The 18272-nt window shown below is 54.6% G+C and carries 14 protein-coding genes and 1 tRNA gene; 8 read left to right on the top strand and 7 right to left on the bottom strand.

The window, feature by feature from the left end; genetic code table 11:
- Window positions 1–141: 141 nt before the first annotated feature.
- Window positions 142–885: an SIMPL domain-containing protein gene (locus J2045_RS21555; RefSeq protein WP_370873188.1), complete on the bottom strand. Its 744-nt coding sequence runs from the start codon at window positions 883–885 to the stop codon at window positions 142–144.
- Between the two features lie 189 nt (window positions 886–1074).
- Between J2045_RS21555 and J2045_RS21550 the strand changes: the two genes are divergently transcribed.
- Together J2045_RS21550 and J2045_RS21545 are read left to right on the top strand one after the other, a co-directional pair.
- A tRNA-Ile gene (locus J2045_RS21550) sits at window positions 1075–1150 on the top strand.
- A gap of 66 nt (window positions 1151–1216) precedes the next feature.
- Entirely contained in the window at window positions 1217–2848 is a 1632-nt protein-coding gene (locus J2045_RS21545) for a site-specific integrase (protein WP_307377028.1), read from the top strand.
- A gap of 116 nt (window positions 2849–2964) precedes the next feature.
- Here J2045_RS21545 and J2045_RS21540 read toward each other — a convergent pair whose 3' ends face one another.
- Together J2045_RS21540 and J2045_RS21535 are read right to left on the bottom strand one after the other, a co-directional pair.
- Entirely contained in the window at window positions 2965–3189 is a 225-nt protein-coding gene (locus tag J2045_RS21540; RefSeq protein WP_307377023.1) for a hypothetical protein, read from the bottom strand.
- A 28-nt stretch (window positions 3190–3217) separates the two neighbouring features.
- Window positions 3218–4267: a tyrosine-type recombinase/integrase gene (locus J2045_RS21535; protein WP_307377021.1), complete on the bottom strand. Its 1050-nt coding sequence runs from the start codon at window positions 4265–4267 to the stop codon at window positions 3218–3220.
- A gap of 308 nt (window positions 4268–4575) precedes the next feature.
- On the opposite strand from J2045_RS21535, the gene J2045_RS21530 reads away from it, so the two are divergent.
- Window positions 4576–6069 carry a hypothetical protein gene (locus tag J2045_RS21530; RefSeq protein WP_307377017.1) on the top strand — a complete coding sequence of 498 codons (1494 nt, stop codon included), beginning with the start codon at window positions 4576–4578 and terminating at the stop codon, window positions 6067–6069.
- 12 nt (window positions 6070–6081) lie between these two features.
- Here the strand turns inward: J2045_RS21530 and J2045_RS21525 are convergent, their stop codons facing one another.
- From J2045_RS21525 to J2045_RS21515, 3 genes are all read right to left on the bottom strand, one after another.
- Window positions 6082–6723, bottom strand: a complete 642-nt coding sequence (locus tag J2045_RS21525; RefSeq protein WP_307377014.1) for a recombinase family protein — start codon at window positions 6721–6723, stop codon at window positions 6082–6084.
- Window positions 6724–7182: 459 nt separating this feature from the next.
- Window positions 7183–9501 carry an ATP-binding protein gene (locus J2045_RS21520; protein ID WP_307377011.1) on the bottom strand — a complete coding sequence of 773 codons (2319 nt, stop codon included), beginning with the start codon at window positions 9499–9501 and terminating at the stop codon, window positions 7183–7185.
- Complete coding sequence (locus tag J2045_RS21515) at window positions 9498–10958, bottom strand: metallophosphoesterase (RefSeq protein ID WP_307377008.1); 1461 nt, start codon at window positions 10956–10958, stop codon at window positions 9498–9500. The genes J2045_RS21520 and J2045_RS21515 overlap by 4 nt, the downstream gene beginning before the upstream one ends.
- Before the next feature lie 706 nt (window positions 10959–11664).
- On the opposite strand from J2045_RS21515, the gene J2045_RS21510 reads away from it, so the two are divergent.
- The 5 genes from J2045_RS21510 to J2045_RS21490 all read left to right on the top strand — a co-directional run bounded on the left by J2045_RS21510 (window position 11665) and on the right by J2045_RS21490 (window position 16938).
- Window positions 11665–12312 (top strand): ATP-binding protein, encoded by a 648-nt coding sequence (locus J2045_RS21510; RefSeq protein WP_307377005.1) that lies wholly within the window; start codon window positions 11665–11667, stop codon window positions 12310–12312.
- An 82-nt stretch (window positions 12313–12394) separates the two neighbouring features.
- The gene (locus J2045_RS21505) at window positions 12395–13846 is read left to right on the top strand and encodes a TnsB C-terminal domain-containing protein (protein ID WP_307377003.1); all 1452 of its coding nucleotides are present in this window, start codon (window positions 12395–12397) and stop codon (window positions 13844–13846) included.
- Entirely contained in the window at window positions 13843–14799 is a 957-nt protein-coding gene (locus J2045_RS21500; protein WP_307377001.1) for a TniB family NTP-binding protein, read from the top strand. The genes J2045_RS21505 and J2045_RS21500 overlap by 4 nt, the downstream gene beginning before the upstream one ends.
- Window positions 14792–16279 carry a TniQ family protein gene (locus tag J2045_RS21495; protein WP_307376999.1) on the top strand — a complete coding sequence of 496 codons (1488 nt, stop codon included), beginning with the start codon at window positions 14792–14794 and terminating at the stop codon, window positions 16277–16279. Before J2045_RS21500 ends, J2045_RS21495 begins: the two co-directional genes overlap by 8 nt.
- A gap of 5 nt (window positions 16280–16284) precedes the next feature.
- A complete protein-coding gene (locus J2045_RS21490) occupies window positions 16285–16938 on the top strand; it encodes a type II toxin-antitoxin system PemK/MazF family toxin (RefSeq protein ID WP_307376997.1) in 654 nt (217 codons plus the stop codon).
- A gap of 385 nt (window positions 16939–17323) precedes the next feature.
- Here J2045_RS21490 and J2045_RS21485 read toward each other — a convergent pair whose 3' ends face one another.
- Window positions 17324–17875, bottom strand: coding sequence for a hypothetical protein (locus J2045_RS21485; protein ID WP_307376996.1), 552 nt, complete (start codon window positions 17873–17875; stop codon window positions 17324–17326).
- Between the last annotated feature and the right edge of the window lie 397 nt (window positions 17876–18272).

The raw sequence follows: 18272 nt of genomic DNA, 5'->3' as shown, positions 1-18272 counted from the left end.
CACGAAAATCTACGAACAAAACACCACCTGAGCGCGCACCTTAGAAACTGGAAAACCCGCCGAGGAAAAATCGGCGGGTTTGTCAGCGGTCTGAGCGCCGGAAAACCGGCCCTTTCTCTATTCCAGGATTGCAATCAGCACTTACTGCTCGATCGCATAGGTGATGTTGACGGTGACCGTATAGAGGTTTTCGCCGGACGCGATCGGCATCGCTTCATCCGCCATCTTCGCCATCGGTGCTGCCGCATAGACCTGCGGCATCGGTCGGGCGAAATTCTCCGAGATCTCGACGACCCGACCGAGCTTGACGCCGGCAGCGTCCGTCAGCGTCTTGGCCTTGGCAGCAGCCTTTTCGACCGCCTGCTTGCGCGCGGCCTCGATGGTCGCCTCCGGATCGTCATTGGTGAACGAGATGCCGCCACCCTGGTTGACGCCGAGTTTCACCGACTCGTCGATGATCGTGCCGAGCTTGGCGAGTTCCCGCACCCGGACCGTCAGACCATTGCTGACCGTGTAGCCGACGATCACGGGCGCCTCGTAGGAGCCATCGGTTCGGGTATCCTGCTTGTATTTCGGCTGGATGGAGAATTCCGTGGTCTGCAGATCCTTCTCCGCAATACCCTGCGCCTTGAGGGCGGCGAGTACCTCCGTCATCGCGGCACTGTTGGCGGACAGTGCCTCAGACGCCGTATCGGCATCGCGGACAACGGCCAGCGATATGACGGCCATATCCGGCGCAACGGTCGCCTCGCCCTCGCCCGACACCATGATCGTCGCCTCGCGGCGCTCCGTCTCGGCAGCGAACACCGGTTGAACGAAGCCGGTGGTCAACATGGAACCCGACAGCGCCGTGGCAACGACGAGACCGCGTGTGAATTTCAGCATCAAAGTGTTTCCTCTTGTCCCTCTGTGCCGGCAGAGTTCTCCCTTGCGCGACACGACGCCCTTCCACATCCTTGATGACCGGTGATTGTGAAGCCAATACGGCAAAGGCTTGTCGCTGCACTCAAATTGCGTTAGAGCCCGATCACGGCGCGGGGTGACCATAACCCGCCCGACGGCAATTGCCGGGCTGGGCCTGTAGCTCAATGGTTAGAGCCGGCGGCTCATAACCGCTTGGTTGGGGGTTCGAGTCCCTCCGGGCCCACCATTTCGTTTAAAATCAAAGACTTAGAAGGCGGACCTGCTTGGGGAGACATCCAAGGGGAACATTGGTTTGTTCAATCCGTCCTATCTCGTGAAGTCTCGGTGCGGCGTCTTCTATCTGCGTTGGCCGATACCGAAGCAGCTGCATCCACAGAAAAAAGCCTCCACGCTCAAGCTATCTCTACAGACCCGTGACCCACGAAAAGCATTGCGCTTGTCCCGTTCTCTGAGCCACATAGGCGAACAATGGAATGAGTATGGAATTGCCTACGGAATGCGGTACGAGGAACTTAGAAGCGCGTTGACCGAGCATTTTCGGGGGTTGTTGAACCAAGCGAAAGCTGAAATGGACGATACCGGCCCTCTGAACGAGATGGACCGGCAAGCCTACGAAACCAGCAAGCGCGTAGCGAAGCATGCAAAGAAGACAGATACTCCGCTCTCTCTCGTGAAATCTGACGACGATTTGTTGGCCCGCTTCATCAAGGAATACGACCTAGACATCCAACCGGGCAGCACACAGTACGGCTGGCTGGAACGGGAAATGAAGCTATCATTCCACGAGTTCGCCAAAGCGGTTCTTGCCTACAACAAGTCCCTGACGCGGTATGATCTTCGTGACGATCCACAGCAGACGTTCTCAGGGCCGACCCAAGCGGCGCAGACCTCTGGTATGACCATAGCCGAAGTAGCGACCTCCTACAGCGCGGAGCGCCAGAGAGGCAAAGCCTGGGCGGAAAAGACCGTTATCGAGAAGGCTGACCACATCAAACTGCTAGAAGAGATCCTAGGCGGAGATACGGATGTTCGTAAGCTAACCGCTATGGATGCCAAGCGGGTCAAGGACACCCTGCTAGTTTATCCACGCAACCGCTCAAAGAACCCGCTCACACGGGGCAAGCCCCTCGCCGACGTTCTCAATATGCAGGGAGTCGAGGTTATCCAGGTTGCGACAATCAACAAGTACCTGCAGACCTACCACGAGCTTTTCGAGTGGGCGAAACAGAACCATCATGCCAGCGAGAATTTTTTCTCCGGTCTTGCAGTAAGGCAGACCAGGAAGAACAACGACGGGGACCGAGAGGCATATTCGAACGATCAGATCAGATTGATCGTGCGGACAGTCGTGGACAATGAAAATGGTCTGGTCACGAAGCCCTATCAGAAATGGGCGACCCTTATCGGGATCTATACCGGCGCAAGGCTTGGTGAGATTGCACAGCTGCACCTCAAGGACATCCGCCAGCAGGACGGCATATGGGTGTTCGACATGAACGAAGACGGCGACCGCAAAAGCCTCAAGACCTCAGCGGCCCGCCGTCTAGTTCCGGTACATGGCGAGCTTATTGCCGTGGGACTTCTCGATTATGTACAGTTCATGCGGGACAGAAACGCGACCAAGCTATTCCCAGACTTTACCTACGATCCCAAGAACGGCTGGGGACGGCAGCAAAGTCGTTGGTTCAACGACAGGCTCCTCGTGCAGCTTGGGCTCAAATCGAAAACGCGCGTATTCCATAGCCTGCGGCACACGGTGAACACTCGACTTCTGCAAGCAGGCGTAGCCGACCCGCTGGTAAAATCGATCATTGGGCACGAGCAGGATGGCATGACGCACAGGCAGTACTTCAAAGAGGGCTTCACCTTGCAGCAAGTGAACGAAGCCATGCAGAAGCTTAGCTACGGCTCGTCAACACAATAGACTTGCTTTGTTCACAGGGTCGCAACGATCGACGGCCAGTAGGATTATCCAGGTGGAGGGCGTACGGCCCTACCAGATGGCAACCTCTGCCATGGCGTGCACCCAGGGTTGGCAGTTCAGGTGTAGCCATGCTTCTTTTTGAACCTCTCCAACTCGTCGTCTAGCTCCTCCTCTCGTAACTGCTCCGGAGACTTGTAAACCTGCGATGGCGGCGCATCCTGCGGGACGAGCCGAATGAATGCCCCGTTGATCATGATTTCAGCCACGAACCCGGCTTGTGCCGCTCCCTTGCAGAGCGCCACGACCTGGCGCTGAGTTAGCGCCAAGGCTGGCGTTTTCATACTTCCGTCTCCTTTGCGCTACTGTATCTCAGCCTTGTTTTACACCTGCATTAATTTGAGCGATTAAGGTCCGTGTTGCTGCGGTCCTATCAACATACCTACGTATGATGTTCGCGACCTCATCCTCAGACCAGCCCATGATTTCCGCGATGATGCGATTGGGTAGCCCGATAGTGTAGAACTTAGTGGCTGCAGTACCGCGTAGGTCGTGAAAGTGCAGATCGCGATGCTTCAATCCCGCCAACTTCTTAGCGGTGTGGAAAGAAGACGCTAGGCCATCCTGTGTCCACACTCTACCCCTGCTGTTAGATAGGATGGTGTGTGTTCGCTTTGGTATCCGATCGAGCAATGCCCGCAGGTCGTCGTATAGGGGAATCACAGCTTCTTTTCGTCCACGGCTCTTGCCGGTGGCGAATACGATAGCGTCCTCTCCTACGTGTGACCAACGAAGCTTGACCAAATCGCCCATACGCAAGCCAGTATGAATGGCAAGGTCCATGGCAAAGGCCACTTCGACCGAGCAAGCGGGCTTGCCCTTGTCATCCGTAGCCGTCTTCATGGTTTTCAAGTCGGCCTCTGTCCATATGATGGCACTGCGGTCGTTCTTGTACAGGTTCTTGATACCCTTGCACGGATTGACCGCGATCTTGCCTAGAGGATCAACCGCAAAGGACAGCACACGCGACAGCACCTGCATAACGTAATCTGCTGTGCGTGGTCTATCTGAATACTGGTTCCGCCACAGTCTTATTAGGGGCCGTACCTTCTCCGGCCTGCCAAAGACGCCGCTGCTAAGCTCACCGAAATGTTCGTCGATCTTGTCCAGCACAGGCGACCAATTGCGCTTAGTGCTGTCCGCAAGCTTCGCATACTGATCGCTTGTGCGGTATGCATAGACAATCGAACTGAACTTATCACTGTTTGCGGTATTCTTGTCGTCTAGTGCTTTGCGGTATGCCGCCAAGAACTCCTGCGATCCGGGTAGACTGGGCAAGCGAGGGCCACCGCGCCAAGCGTAGTAGTAGGTCTTCCCGTTTGAATTAACGCGATGAACGCCTTGCAATTCAGCTGAACCCATACTTCACCTCAGTACCTAATTGCCGGACAAACTTCTGGCTCTCAGGCTTGATCAAGCACGAAAGCATCATTTGACTGCCCTCGCTCGTCAATAGAGCTAGTGCCAAATCGGTGCCTGAATGGGAAACAGATACGGAACACGGGCGTGAGAATCCGCACATCGTGACGGCAGTCGATATAAGCTCCTGCAGATGCGAACGCTTGGGCAGCATTTGGACCGGGAGACGTCAGCGATTCCGCCGAAAAAGTTGACCACTCGACTCCTCTTACCTAATAGGGGCCGGAAGCGAACTACGCGAGACACCACCAGTGACCGACGAAACCAGTGCCCTACCACCCTCAAGGCCATTTGACGTAAACCGTTGGTCCGACTACCCGGAACTCAACAATTGCCTGACAGACCTCGTCACTGAACTGGAACGGCAAGAGAACCGGAAACGACAGCGAGGAACCACAGAAAGTAAGAAGCTACGGGAAGCCGTACGGGCTATTGTGCTTGATCTCTATGTGGCGTGGAAAACAGATCCGGACCTGTTAGTTGGCATCTCACTAGCCAACAGGAGCTACACCACAGAGAGCCGTTACCGAGCACTATTTCTGTATTGGAGCAGCTTTCGCGCGGCGTACTATCTCCTGGTGCAGGCGGGCTATGTTGAGGAAGTTATGGCCGGTTTCCACGACCCACGGACCGGAGTGGGCCGCAATACGCGGATAAGGGCAACGCCGAAGCTCATCGACCTACTAACCCGCAAGGCTGAACTGAACCTCCCGCGAGTTTTCACGCGCAATCACGGCAGCGAAATCCTCATATTGAGAGACACTTGCAAGAACCCAGTCGAATACGAGGAGACAGCCTCCACCAGGGACATGCGGGAAACCTTGACAAGGATTAATGATCACCTCCAGAGACACTGGATTGACCTGCGGATAACGGATGAACAATACCGCCTTCTACAAGCCAGGATGAAGCGCGCATACGCGTCGGGGACCGATGATAGCCCAGTGATCGACGTGTCCAAACGGACACTACTTAGAATCTTTAACAATGGCAGTTGGGACGAAGGCGGTCGCTTTTATGGCGGCTGGTGGCAAAATATTCCCAAGACATACCGGCGTAGCATCACCATCGACGACAAACCCACCGTGGAGGTCGACTACAAGACTTTTCACCCCGTTCTGCTATACGCCCAGATGGGAGCAAAGCTAGAAGGAAGCGCATACGATCTTGGGCTACCGGACATCCCTCGGGATTTGATCAAGGTGACGTTCAACAAAATGGTCAACGCTCCAGGACGTATACAGAAACCTGCGAACTTCCCGGCTCAACGAATCGGCATGACGTGGCACCAATTCCAAGCGGCTATTGCCGACCGTCACGCCCCCATAAAGCAATTCTTCAATAGCGGCGCAGGTGTCAAACTGCAGCGACTCGACAGCGAGTTAGCGCAGAACATCATGCTGAGGTTCATCGGCAAGGGCCTGGGTTATGTATGCTTACCAGTTCATGACAGCTTTTTGGTGCAATCAGCGCTAGCGGACGACCTAAAAAATGTAATGATTGAAGAATTTTATAATATTTCTGGACACACAATACAGGTAGAAACCATAGACGGTACAGGCTGGGATCTTGAACAAGACAATCACAGCAAACCCGACTACATTAATACCACAATAACAGACAAACAATTTGCAGCAGAAGGTGACTACAAGGGCTATGAGCAAAGAAGATTAGACTGGTTATATGGGATGGATCGGTGGGGTCGGCCCAGGGGCCTCCCACCCACCATTACTAGTGCAGATTAGGAAGATGCCGATTTAGAGCGACACGTTCCCGTCCGTCGCGCCGGTTTTGAGCCGCTTTGCCAACCGCGACAGCGTTGACGTAGACACGCCAGTAGCCTGAACAATGCTCGACCATGTCTGGCCGCCCCGTAGCATGCTCATCAATGCCGCATTCCGCTTCTCATCTTCTGGCCTACCCCGGTAGACCCCTCGGGCCTTAGCGTCATCAATGCCCTGCCGCTGCCTTCTGCGTCGGTCATCGTAGTCCTTGCGAGCAATGGCAGCTAGCATGTCCAACATCATACCATTGATGGCGTCCAACATACGCGTTGAGAACTCGTCACCACCAGCCTGGATAAGCTGGTGTGATGTCGGCAGGTCCAGGGCCACTACCCTTACTCGCTTCGCACTGATCTCGGACTTCAGCTGCTCCCAGTCACCTGTATTCAGACGACTGAGCCGGTCAACTTGTTCGACAAGCAAGGCGTCACCCGGTTGGCAATCGGATAGCAGCCTAAAGAGCTCAGGACGTTTCAGGGATGCGCCGCTTTCATTCTCGACATACCACGCCGCGATCTTGAGCCCACGCTCGTCAGTGAAGCGTTGTAGGTCATTTCTGCTGCGGTTAGCATCCTGCTCCTTAGTCGACGCTCTGAGATAGGCACGGACAAACATAAGGCACCTCACTTCGTTTTGGATACCTTCGTTATTTTCACTTCGCTTTGAGTTGTCAAGACCGCTTATCGAAGCGCCACTTGTCGTACTGTAAAGCGATTCACTTTGGGCATACCTTTTCGAAGCAGCCACGCGAGGCAGGGTATCCGACAAGGTGACGTGCGTTCAAACGTATGTCCGTTGATCCATTGCAACGTTCGTGATCGGCTCTTTGCCTTTAGCTTGTCCTGTCTGCGGACAGCCTATGCCGATCCTCATGTTCCTCAGCAAAATGAAAGCTAGCCCGCAGAGCTAGCACCTATTGCCCATGAATGGTTCAGGGCAAAGTCCACCCGACTGCCCCCCATGGGGACAAAGCTGAGCCGAGGGGCTTTGAATACCCCCTCGTAAAAAATTGTCTTTCCGGGATCTCAAGGTTATCTAGAAGCCATCTTATGGCAGGAGCTAGCGACACAGCTCCTACAACGATTCAGTCCTGAGAATATCAGCGCGCACCTCGAACCGCTTTCTCTCGCCTGCTATAGGCACGAAGCTTTGGGCGATTGGCTCGGGAACTGGAATGTATATTCGATCTTTCAAAACTATTGTACATGACGGGAATACGCCTCCCCCTGCAGGAGCATCCACAACTTCCCTAGTTTGAAGATCATAGTACAAACCAAATTGCCCCGAATGGTGCAGAAAGATGAAGAGCGTTTTTTGCCCGCCCCAAACGACTGACGTTTTATGAGGTTGAAGAAAGAAATCACCCATTTCTTCACGAACCCGGTCAGTGATGGCCAAGAAGTTGCGATAACCTCGCAACGGCGGCTCATTTACGCCAAGCACGAGCAATTTAGCCGAACTGGTATTGTCCAAACGCGTGATAGCAGGAGCAGCTTCAAAACTCACGGCAATATCTGCGTCCGCGTGCTGCAGGGCCGTTTCATTTTCTATAAGATCCGGAACAACCTCACGGACATTTCTCGAAGCACTTACATCGACAAACTGCACACTGCCTCGTACAGCCGATTGGGAACGTTCAACGGCCTGCTCCATCGATATCAGGCCCTCCTGATAATCCTCCCATATTTTAGGCAGCGTTCCCAGATCATCATCCGCGTACTCGAATAATTCGCGGGGGCGACGAATAGCCTTAAGAAAGGCTTCGGCCCCTTGTCGCGTGCTGCTTGGCACAAAATCACTAACCTTTGGAAAAATGATAGTCCGGACAAAATCCTTCGCCATGCTGCCAAAAGAAGCGTAATCGTGATCGAACAACCCGAATAGCATCTTCAGCGTCTGACCATCTGGATTCAAAACTATTCGAACGGAATTCGCTAATTTTTCTGCAAGTATAGGCAACTGATGTGAAATATCGGCATATACAACTTCTGTTTTTAGAAAATAGTCCGATTCCAGAATAGACTCTATTCTAAACGCCAATCCACTTTCAGCAGAGCTTAAATCCTTCCATTTACGCAAGTTGGTAACGACCGGCTTATTAGAAACCGTTTCAATCTTTGCATACTGCTGCAAATACCCCTGCTCACATTTCCTTCGTGGATTGGTTCTTGCTGCGAGCAGCAATGGTGAATCCTCGTTTGCGTGTAGCTTTATAATTGATTGGTCGGTGCCTTCATAAAGCATCATCGGCTTATTTTTAGTAAGGCTCGAAATTTCGGTTAATGTTAAACGATCTCCAGGCTGGATCGTCATTCGCAGCAGCCCACATAAATCGAATCTGTTTCGCGCCGCCACCCAGCTCATGAACGCGGTGCTAGCGTCACACTCATCACGTTTACTGAGCTCGACAGATATATAAGCATCGATCTCATGGACCATTGATTGCAAGAGTTGCATACCGTCTACCGTGAGAGCTTCACGACCAGCGGTTGGCTCCAGAACCAACAGGTCAGCAACTCCACCAAATTGATACACCGAGCTGACTGAGGCCGTCGCCAGCCCGAATCCGCTTCGGAATGTCTGCAAATTCGGGTGCCCGCTACGCAGAACTAGACGACCTGCCAGGGATTTTCCGTCCCAAAACAGGTTGGTGAGCTTGATCCAAATATCCGCGTTGTTGGAGAGCACTAACTCAACATCAGCTGAAAAACGATCGCCTAATTTGCAATCAGAAACAATATTTCGCCAAGTCTCAGGTATGTTCGGCACATAGCTTTCAACTGGCTTGCAACTTATCATCTGCCCATTGACGTATACAGGCACCTCTACAAGCGATATGAAATCTGAAACATAGTTTCTTGCTTGATCAATATTTATCTCTGATCCAGGAGATATATTTGCTTCAATTGTCGTCCCCGGTTCACCCCTGCTGTCCTGACTGTGCATTTCAATGCAATCTTCGGTCAGCGAAAGCTGTTCCTTGACAGCTTTACACAGAGTACGTTCACCGCTTAAGGCACTTTCAGTCTCAACGGTTAGCTCATCAGCTATTCCAAAATTGGCCATCGCACCAATTCCAAAGGTGCCAACCACTCCTGCGGCGCGGGCCTCATCATTGTTCTTGCTGCTACTTCCGGCCTTCCAATAATGTTGGCGGAGATCATCGGGCGTCATTCCGAGACCATTATCTGATATGATAATTTTGTTGGCGAACAGTTGAATCTCAATACGAGGCTGAAAGTCATCTCCCTTATGCAGGCGCTGCCTGATCGCATCGAACGCATTCTGGGTGTTCTCACGCAATAGCGCGAGCGGAGATTGATAAATTTGCTTGGCCAGAAGCTGAATGACTCGTTGAGTTTCTATCTGAAAGGGAATCAATTTCGAGGTCATTTTCCGGCTTTCATTTGGGCGACAGCCAATCGATCATTCAGTTGCTGAACAACAGGCCTCGCCAGTTCGGAGTGCTTTGCAATTAGACCAGCCGCTTGAACCAAATCCCGAGTTTCGATTAGGGCAATAGCGAGCCAAACGACCTCATCTTCGGAAACGGCCTCTGAAAGCAACTGCTTAAGGACTTCCCATTCCCTAGCTTCGAGGGCAGCTTCGCATGCAAGCCGCTTGGCGTAAGAATTTGTACCAACATCAATGGTCAAAATTTCTTCAAGTGCTTTCTTGGCCATACCACTCTTGAGAAACTCTTCTGCGCGAAGGATCGTTCTGCGAGCGTTCTCTTCATCTGGCTTGACGATTTGGCCAGCGATATTTTCCTGAGCTAACCAACTGATGCGCGCATGGCCCATCAAGAACTCACCGTTTGTTTTTCTTGAGAACTGACCACCTTCTCCCATTTCGCGAGCATGGACTCGACCGCCTTTGTAGTCATCTTCGATCACGACGATGTTGTACTGGCGGTTTATCCCACGAGGGAGTTCGCGAGCACCTGCACAGAGAGAACCTGCGCTCACTACAGCCATGGCATGTTCTTCGTTGAGGTGTATTGAGCGTGTCTGAGTAGCGCCGATATGCTGATGCCCATGGAACCCGATTTGAAACCCAAGGCCAGCCATCTCCTTGACGTGACTGACATCCATGTAATCTTGGCGCATAGGCGGCCCCTCGATACTATGATGCCAAACTGCCGCTTTGAGCTCGTACGCTTTGGGAAGGTCTCTGATTGCAAGAGAACATCGCCCCACAACGCCGGGTTCGATATCACCGGAATATCCAAAGCAGTCATTTCCGTAAGTCGAATCGAACGCAGCCACTAGAATGCGACTTTCATCAAGCTCAAACAGTTGAAATCCCCTAGACCTGTCTATAGGCAGTGGAAAAGTGAAACCACTATAGAAATCCGAAATAAAATCCCAATATGCATCAAGCTTCCGGTGATAAAGTGTACTGTCTGCAATCTTATAGGCGACCTGATCCTTCCAAGACCAACGGTAACGGCTGCCGCGTTGCTCTATAAGACTTGCAATTTTTCCGTCTGTCTCGTTGGGGTTAGCCTTCTCCATTGAAGATCTAGATGTGTTCCAGCAAACGTCATGATTGCCAGGAATCAAGATCAACTGACTTCTGTCCCCTCCTAGGAATCGATCGGACAGCTTGCAAAGGAAGTCTTTGGCGGTCACGTATTGGCTGACCATTTCCTCACGCCAGCCTTCTTCTCCAATTCGCGCTCCCTGGATTATGTCTCCGCTAACAACAATGCCGCATGGAGGCGGCACTCTCGGCGTCTCACCCAGATATCTATCGCCGTCAGCGACCAATGCAGCGATCAGCGAATCATTATTGACGGGCTCGGACGGCGAACGATGCAGATCAGAAATGTGCAAAATGGAAATCAAGTTATGAGCCTTAACACCGCGATCAAACACAACAGACGTTACATACACATACTCGCATAGGGTTTAATCGCCGTCGATCTAAACCGAGCTGAAACCAAAAAATATCTTACCGTGCGGCGTGACAGTTGGGGCTCGGAGTCCATCGCGATTGGCAGCGTTCTGTTCAGCAGAACTGTTGACGGCCCGAGTTTACATGACGGCGATTGCCATTGCATCGCCACAGTGCTGCCGACCCCATGATCTCGATGCCCAATCGAACACAATCTGCCTCCACTGCGGTTGGCATCGTCAGACCGCATGGGGATAATCGCCTCTGTTGCACGCTCAAGGAGCTTATGCGATGCAGAGACATAAAAGGGGGACATCGTGTCCCCCTAGCGATCCCTTGAAGTCCGGTTTCTATGGCTTTTGAGCGATGGTGGGCGCTCCCTCCGGGCCCACCAAACTTTTCTAGCTCGTCAGACTCAATGATTTTTTCGTCAGTTCGATTGTCTCGGCGGCTGTTGTTTCCATTGTTAAATTTGCGTTTGAGACGCGTTAAAGTCATCGAATCCCACTCTGCCCCCACACAGAAGTCATTCGGGAAATCCAAGTTGCCGTCGGGTGCAATGCAATGAAGGGTCTGGGTGATTCATACCCCGGCCACCGCTTGATCATCGACCAATAGGATGCGACACCCATGTCTTGAATTTCGTGGGGGCAATCGATGGCTACGCTGAGCCTACTTCCTGGGCAGGATCATCTCGAAAAGGTTGCAAAGACTCACGATCCGCTGCGTGGTATCTCGGAATTCGTTTGGAATGCGCTAGATGGCGATGCCCTCAACGTATCTGTAGAATTTGATGAAAACGCTTTGGGCGGCCTTCAAGCGATCAGAGTGATCGACAACGGCTCGGGAATCCGGCCAACAGCTCTCAATCAAGAATACAGTCAACTAGGCGAGTCGTGGAAGAAACACGTGGAGCGCACGCCCAAGTACGGTCGCGCAATGCACGGCAAGGAAGGACGCGGCAGACTTCGTTTCTACTCTCTAGCCGGCGTGTCTAGATGGGACACACGCTTCTTCCAAAACGGCAAGCTGCAAAGCGTCACGGCCATCATCGAAGCTGCAGCTCTGGGCAGCTGCATGGTTAGTGACCCAGTAGACGTCGAAGGCGAGCAGACTGGCACCACCGTTGAGTTGAGCCGTCTAAAGGACACCTTCGACTGGCTTGTCGGAGACGAAGCGTTTCAGCAGTTTAGCGCCGTGTTCGCCGCCTATGTCCTTCAGTATCCCAATGTTGTCATCGAGTACAACGGACGGCACGTCTCCCCTGATAAAATCATCGCTCGGAAGGATGAAATGGCTGCCTGATTGACCATACGGCCCCGACGCTGCCCAGAAGAAGTTCAATATCTACATCCGACAGGTCCTGCCGGACTGCGCGCTCGACACCGTGGACATCGACTGGACGCGGGCTGATGTGACGGCCATCGACGACGTGTACCCTGTGTTCTGGGAGCGTCCGTGGCTATGTGTCTTCCGTGACCGTTGCACGGCCGCAGTCGTGGGCTTCGAGGGGCCGAGCTACATCGGCACGCTCGCCGCGCTCAAGCACGCGATCTACCCCAAGGACATGTCTGCCTTTCCAGGTATCGTCTACCTTCCATATGGATTGCCCGCGCAAGTGGGCGTCGATCTCGCGATGGAAAACATCTCGGAGAACATGCGTTCGGCGGCCGCCCAGCTTGGTTTCCGGATCGTCGAATACCGAGGCTCCCATGGATGGGAAAAAGGCGGGGTCGAGCGGACCTTCGGGGTCATCAATCAGGACGTGCTCCACATCGCGCCTGGCTCGACATTTTCCAATCCTCAGCGCCGAAAGCTATATGACGACGCCAAGAACGCGGGACTGCCGGTTCTGACACTCTCTGAGCTGAATGCCTGGCTCCTTACCTATTTCGCGACGAAGTATCACACGCGTCCCGTCAAGGGCATCGGCGTTCTCCGCTCGATGAAAGCGATCCCGAACGACAAGTGGGCCGCCACGATCAAGCAGGCTCCGGCACGCCGTCCCGTCGATCCGCTCATCTTTGCTCGTCTCGCAGGCGATTTCACACACAGGACGATCCAGAACGATGGCATCCTCTGGGACTGCCTGCGCTACGCCGATCCGGCTTTGGCAGTCTTCACGGCCGACCCCAAGCACCGCTCCGCGGCGGACCGATCGGAAACAACCCGCTACAAGTGCGTCCGCGATCCGAATGATCTCTCGCGCATCTGGCTCGTCAACCACCACGTCAACCCGCCGACCTTCATCGAAGTGCCGATCTGCGGCTCGGACGCGGCATACGCAACGGGTATGACGCTGTCGCGCCACCGCGCCATTCAACAGGTCTACCGTGACCGCCTCAAGGAGGATGCATCCTCCGTCACGGACCTTCTCTCCCTGCGCGGCACCATGACCGAAGAATTGAAGGAACTCAACGAGCGCCGAAAGGCGATGCGCGTCAAGTACAGCTTCGAACGCTTCTTCGCGGGCCTCAAGCGCAAGTTCGCGCGCAGTCGCATCGTCGATCCGGTCCCCAGCGCCACTGCCAGTGCCGAACGCATGCGCATCGATGAGCCGTTCGAACCCGCCCCGGCAAACAGGTCACCTATCGACGCGCAATCACGCCGCGGCAGCACGCCCGACGAAATCTTCGCGCCAGGCCCAGAGGTCGATGACAAGGGTCACGCCGTCCCATTGTCCAGTGACCCTTTCGAAGACCGCACAGGCGAAATCGAACCCCGCAAGAGGCGCACCCAAGTCGATCCGCCGCCGCTCGATGGACTGACTGACACCGAGGCCGGCACGTCCGCGGCCGATCTTTTCGACAAGTTCCATAGCGAAGGAGAAGACGAATGAGGGTTTTTCCGCAGTTCAACGTTAACCCGATCGTGACCCCCGAACAGCGGGCGGAGGCGGCCACCCGCCCGCCTGCCGAGCGCCAGGCGATGGTACGAGATGTCCTTTTCCGAAGCGACGACTTTCTCGCGCGGCTCAAGGACATCAAACGGTTCCACATGCCCGTGGAGGGCGGCACTCCCGATGTCGGCCAAGTCGGAACGCTGTTGGGTGACTACCGCAGCGGCAAGTCCTTCGTTCTGCAGTACTTCGCCAGCAAGCGTCCTCCGGTTCAGACGGAGACGGGTTGGGAGTATCCCGTACTTTATGTGGAGGCCCGCCGCGACTGGAATTCGATGTCGCTGGGACGGGAAATCTACGACGCAACGGCCGCGGCGGCGATCCCCAACCTTTCCGCGGCGACCATCAACAAGATGGCGACGACGAGGCTCATGAAGATGGGCGTCAAGCTTCTCGTTATCGACGACGCGCACGCGATCCTACACGACCGCGGTCAGCGCAGGACGGTCGCCATGTCCCTAGTCAAGTACGTCGCCGATCGGCGTTTCTGTAACATCCTGCTCTCGGGACATCCCTCGATCGAGAAGGCGATGATGGAGATTCCGGAAATCGAGGGACGCGGCGGCCTTCCCCGCTTCCGCATGCGCAAGTACGACCAGAACAGCGTAGAGGACCGTCAGCGGCTTCAGTACTTCCTCCACGGCGTCGATCGCCTTCTGCCGTTTCGCGAACTGTCGGGACTTGGCGAAAACGAGTACGTCGCCGACTTCTTCCACATCTGCCGCGGCACGATCGGCTGGCCGATGAACGTGATCACGGCTGCCGCGTTCTTCGCCATCAACGACGATAGTCCCCGTATCACTCTACAACATCTTCGGCGCGCCGCCGCGGAGCGGCTTTCACTGGATGCGGATTACGTCCCCTTCGGCCGCGGAGGTGACCGCCATGCTTGATCGCCTGACGATGCCGTTCAGCAACTGGTCGGTCGAACCCGGAAACACCGAGGGTGCGCTCGGCTACTTCGCTCGCCTCGTGGATGACGAGGGACACGACAGCATGCGGGTCTACTCGAAATGGATTGAGGTCAACGGTCGCAACATCGTCCCTTCGTCCCTGCTCGAGGTCGTATGCGACCTCCCCATCTCCGACGACCGCAGACGTCGTCTAGCCCACGCCACTCCCGTCGAAAGGGATGGATCGTACTGGCTCGGTGGGCAACGTTTTGCAAGGCGCGACCTTTCTTTTAGAAGACGGCGCTGGTGTCCCGCCTGTCTGGCCGAGAAGCCCTACCATCGAAGCTGGTGGGACATCCTGGCTGTGCGCCGCTGCCCCTACCACGACCTGGAACTGGTGGACCGCGATATCGACAATCGCCCGGTCGGCTGGTGGTGGCCGAGGTTCGACGTGACAAAAAGCGGAAACGCCCTGGCAGGGCCGCGTCGTCCCAACGTCCTACGTCGCGGCACGCTGGCGGCTTACCTCCTTATGCGCATGGACTACGAAGACGCTTGGAAAGCACCATTGCTTGACGGCCTCGACGCGACGGTCGTGATCGACCTTTGCCATCTGGTCGGCCGTCTCGTGTCCAACTCCAAAACGGATAGCATTCCCCAACTGGCCTCGCGCACGGTCGATGCAGGCTATCGGGCCTTGGCCAGTGATCGCGCACATCTGGTCGGTGCGATTGCTCGCTGGATGGAACGCAACCTCCTCCGTGCGGAAATCGATCGTTCCTATTCGGTCGTTTTCGGATGGGCGTACGACCAGGCTCGCTCTCTGTTGGATGTTTCTGCGAAGAGGATGCTCCTCTCTGCCTTCCGGAAGGCGCACGCCACTGTATTGACAGGCGGCCATGCGTCCCAAGCCGACGACGATGGAATGGTGAGCCTCACCGAACTGGCTGCCGAGATTGGAGTGGACCGTCGCGGCCTCTCTAGCCTGATCAGCGCACTTGGTTCTGCCGGAAAAGCCAAAGACGGCAAGCGACGAATGTCCTTCGACAGTTCCCAGATCGCCGAGATCAAGCGCGAGTTTGGGGCACTCCTCTCGAGGGAAAAGGTCGGAGACCTGCTCGGTATCCGGAGCTGGGAAATCTCGCCGCTCTCGGCCGCCGGCTATCTCATTCCCGTTTCACGCGCCTCCTGCGATGGCGACCGCGGCTTTCGGTTCCTGCGCCGACAGGTCGACGAAATCCTCCGTTTGATCGCACTGATCCCACGAGTGTCGACAGGAGCGTCGCGGAAGTTCCGCGCCTACTGCCGTGCTGAGAACCGCCCCGTTGGCGATGTGGCGGTGGCTATCCTGAGAGGCGAGATCGCAGTCAGGGACGTGGACGGGCGAACCGGGTTTCGCGGTGTTCGGATCGCGCTCGATGGCAACCAGCTCCCCGAGCGCCAGCATCAGTCTGATACGATTTCCATGTGTGAGGAGTAGAGCGTATGAAGCATAGGAAAACCATCGTCATGCCCGCGCGGTCAGCTTCTGCGGACGCCGCTAACGAACCCAGGATGCGGGGCGCTCTCGATCACTGGGATTGCAATACGCTGACCATCACGCGTAAGCCGGCCGCTAGGGAAGTTTATTGGATCGCCGCGGCTCCCGGTTCCCGCAAACCCGAGTTCACGGGCTACCACCCGGGCGTGATCCTTCGTCCTCCCGTCTCCATGTCAGCCAACCAGGGTACCGTGGTATTCGTGCCGTTGAGCAGCGTACCTCCCATGGTTCTCGCAACCGGCCAGCCCCTGCCCCCGTACCTGCGCCAGCTTTCGGAAAATCCGGGGCCTGAAAAAGAGCGCCCGGTCTGGGCGATCTGCGACATGGTCATGACGGCGAGTATCTGCAGGTTGGAAAAGTACCTGGAGCGTGGAAAGTGTACATGGGTCCCCAGGGTCTCGCAGGAAGACTTCGAGCAGGTTCTCGAAGGGGTAGCGAGCGCCATTGTTCCGCTGCGCAATATGATCGAGCGCCGCATCCGGAATGAATACGTGGACGCTATGGCGAAGGCGGCACAGGATCACGAACTCCGCCTGGCCTCTCTTGAGGACGAAATCCTCGAACTGATGACCCGGCCGGGAAATAGGCAGGCCGGTTGACCTACTTCGCGGTACCCGGTAATTCTTGGTTCTGGTCTGCGGATCAGCAACGCTCCGGATGCGGGGCGAACGCATATTCTGGCCTGCGGGCCAGCACAAAGGCAGGGAAAACCCTGCCTTTTATATCTCGAACCACATCAAAGAAAAATGGTTACAACATGAGCCGCACTCTGATGGGCAAAAACCCACGGGAAGGGCTCCAAAGGTGGCCGAGAGAACAGCACCTACTAAGCTGAACGCCAACTTATAACCAACCCGACAACCTAGAAGGCGTACTGCGGTTCAGAGTTGGCACCGCATAAACACAATGAGCCTTACGCTCCGATATCGTCACCAAATCTCATTAGATTCTCCTTCAGTTCCTCCAGTAATATGTTGTTACACGTTAATTTTCAATATCCAAGGTGAAATGAAATGCAAAATCCGTGTTGCTTTTGCCGGGATGGACATCCAGCTTGTTAACAACTATTGACGTCTCACCACCTTCGATCACGCCGTTTTGCCCACTGCCTCCATGATGGGTCACTTTGATTTTGTGGGTGCCAAGCTGATTGTTGATCATGACAGTCATCTTTCGTGTAAACCGAATTGCAAGCTGCCTATTCGGCTCGTTGACGGCCACCCAAAAGACCATTCGATGCCTCACTACGCATTCTGAATGCGACTTGATCGTGATTTGAAATGGACGAACGATCTTGGAAGTAAACGTTTCGCGTCCCCCGAAGTCCTTTCCATCAATGCGTAGATATGCAAGGCAACAGTCGTCTCCCCCAGGTGGCGGCAGTGGTGCATTTGTATACCCTACTCGAGACGGAAAGGTCACATCAGCGTCCGAGAGATAGGATTTATAAACAATCTCGGTATCTTGGTTGACCAAAAACATCTTGTGAGCACTGTCGTATTTAACAACGTGCAGTGTTCTTTCTACCCGCTCCATGTAAGGCTCAAGAAGGCCGACCAACTTTTTAGAAATGTAGTCGATATGGGGCCCCTGCTGACGCTGCAAAAGGTTGTGGATGCGCGTATTAATCAGGTCCTGCTCGGGTCAGGGAATGGTTACAGCCGCTATAATTAGGCCGGTGGCGACGAACATAACAAGCCCAGCCACCCAAGACGCATAGAACGCACCCCAGAACGTACTTACGTCTCCGAGCTTCGGAAAAAATATAGACGACAATACTGTTAAAAGGCATATCCCAAGGACGCTACAAACTATCAGCTTTCCTCGCCAGTCTCCCCAGAATACTGAAATATTATGCTTCAAAGAATTGAGAAACAACGATTTACCCCGCCAGCCCGAACGCAAGAATGCAATGCAATCCATGCACCCCCAA

The sequence above is a fragment of the Peteryoungia aggregata LMG 23059 genome (genome assembly GCF_030814435.1).
Classification (GTDB): domain Bacteria; phylum Pseudomonadota; class Alphaproteobacteria; order Rhizobiales; family Rhizobiaceae; genus Allorhizobium; species Allorhizobium aggregatum.
Note: the sequence above shows the minus strand (reverse complement) of the source record. Positions and strands in the feature narration are given on the sequence as shown.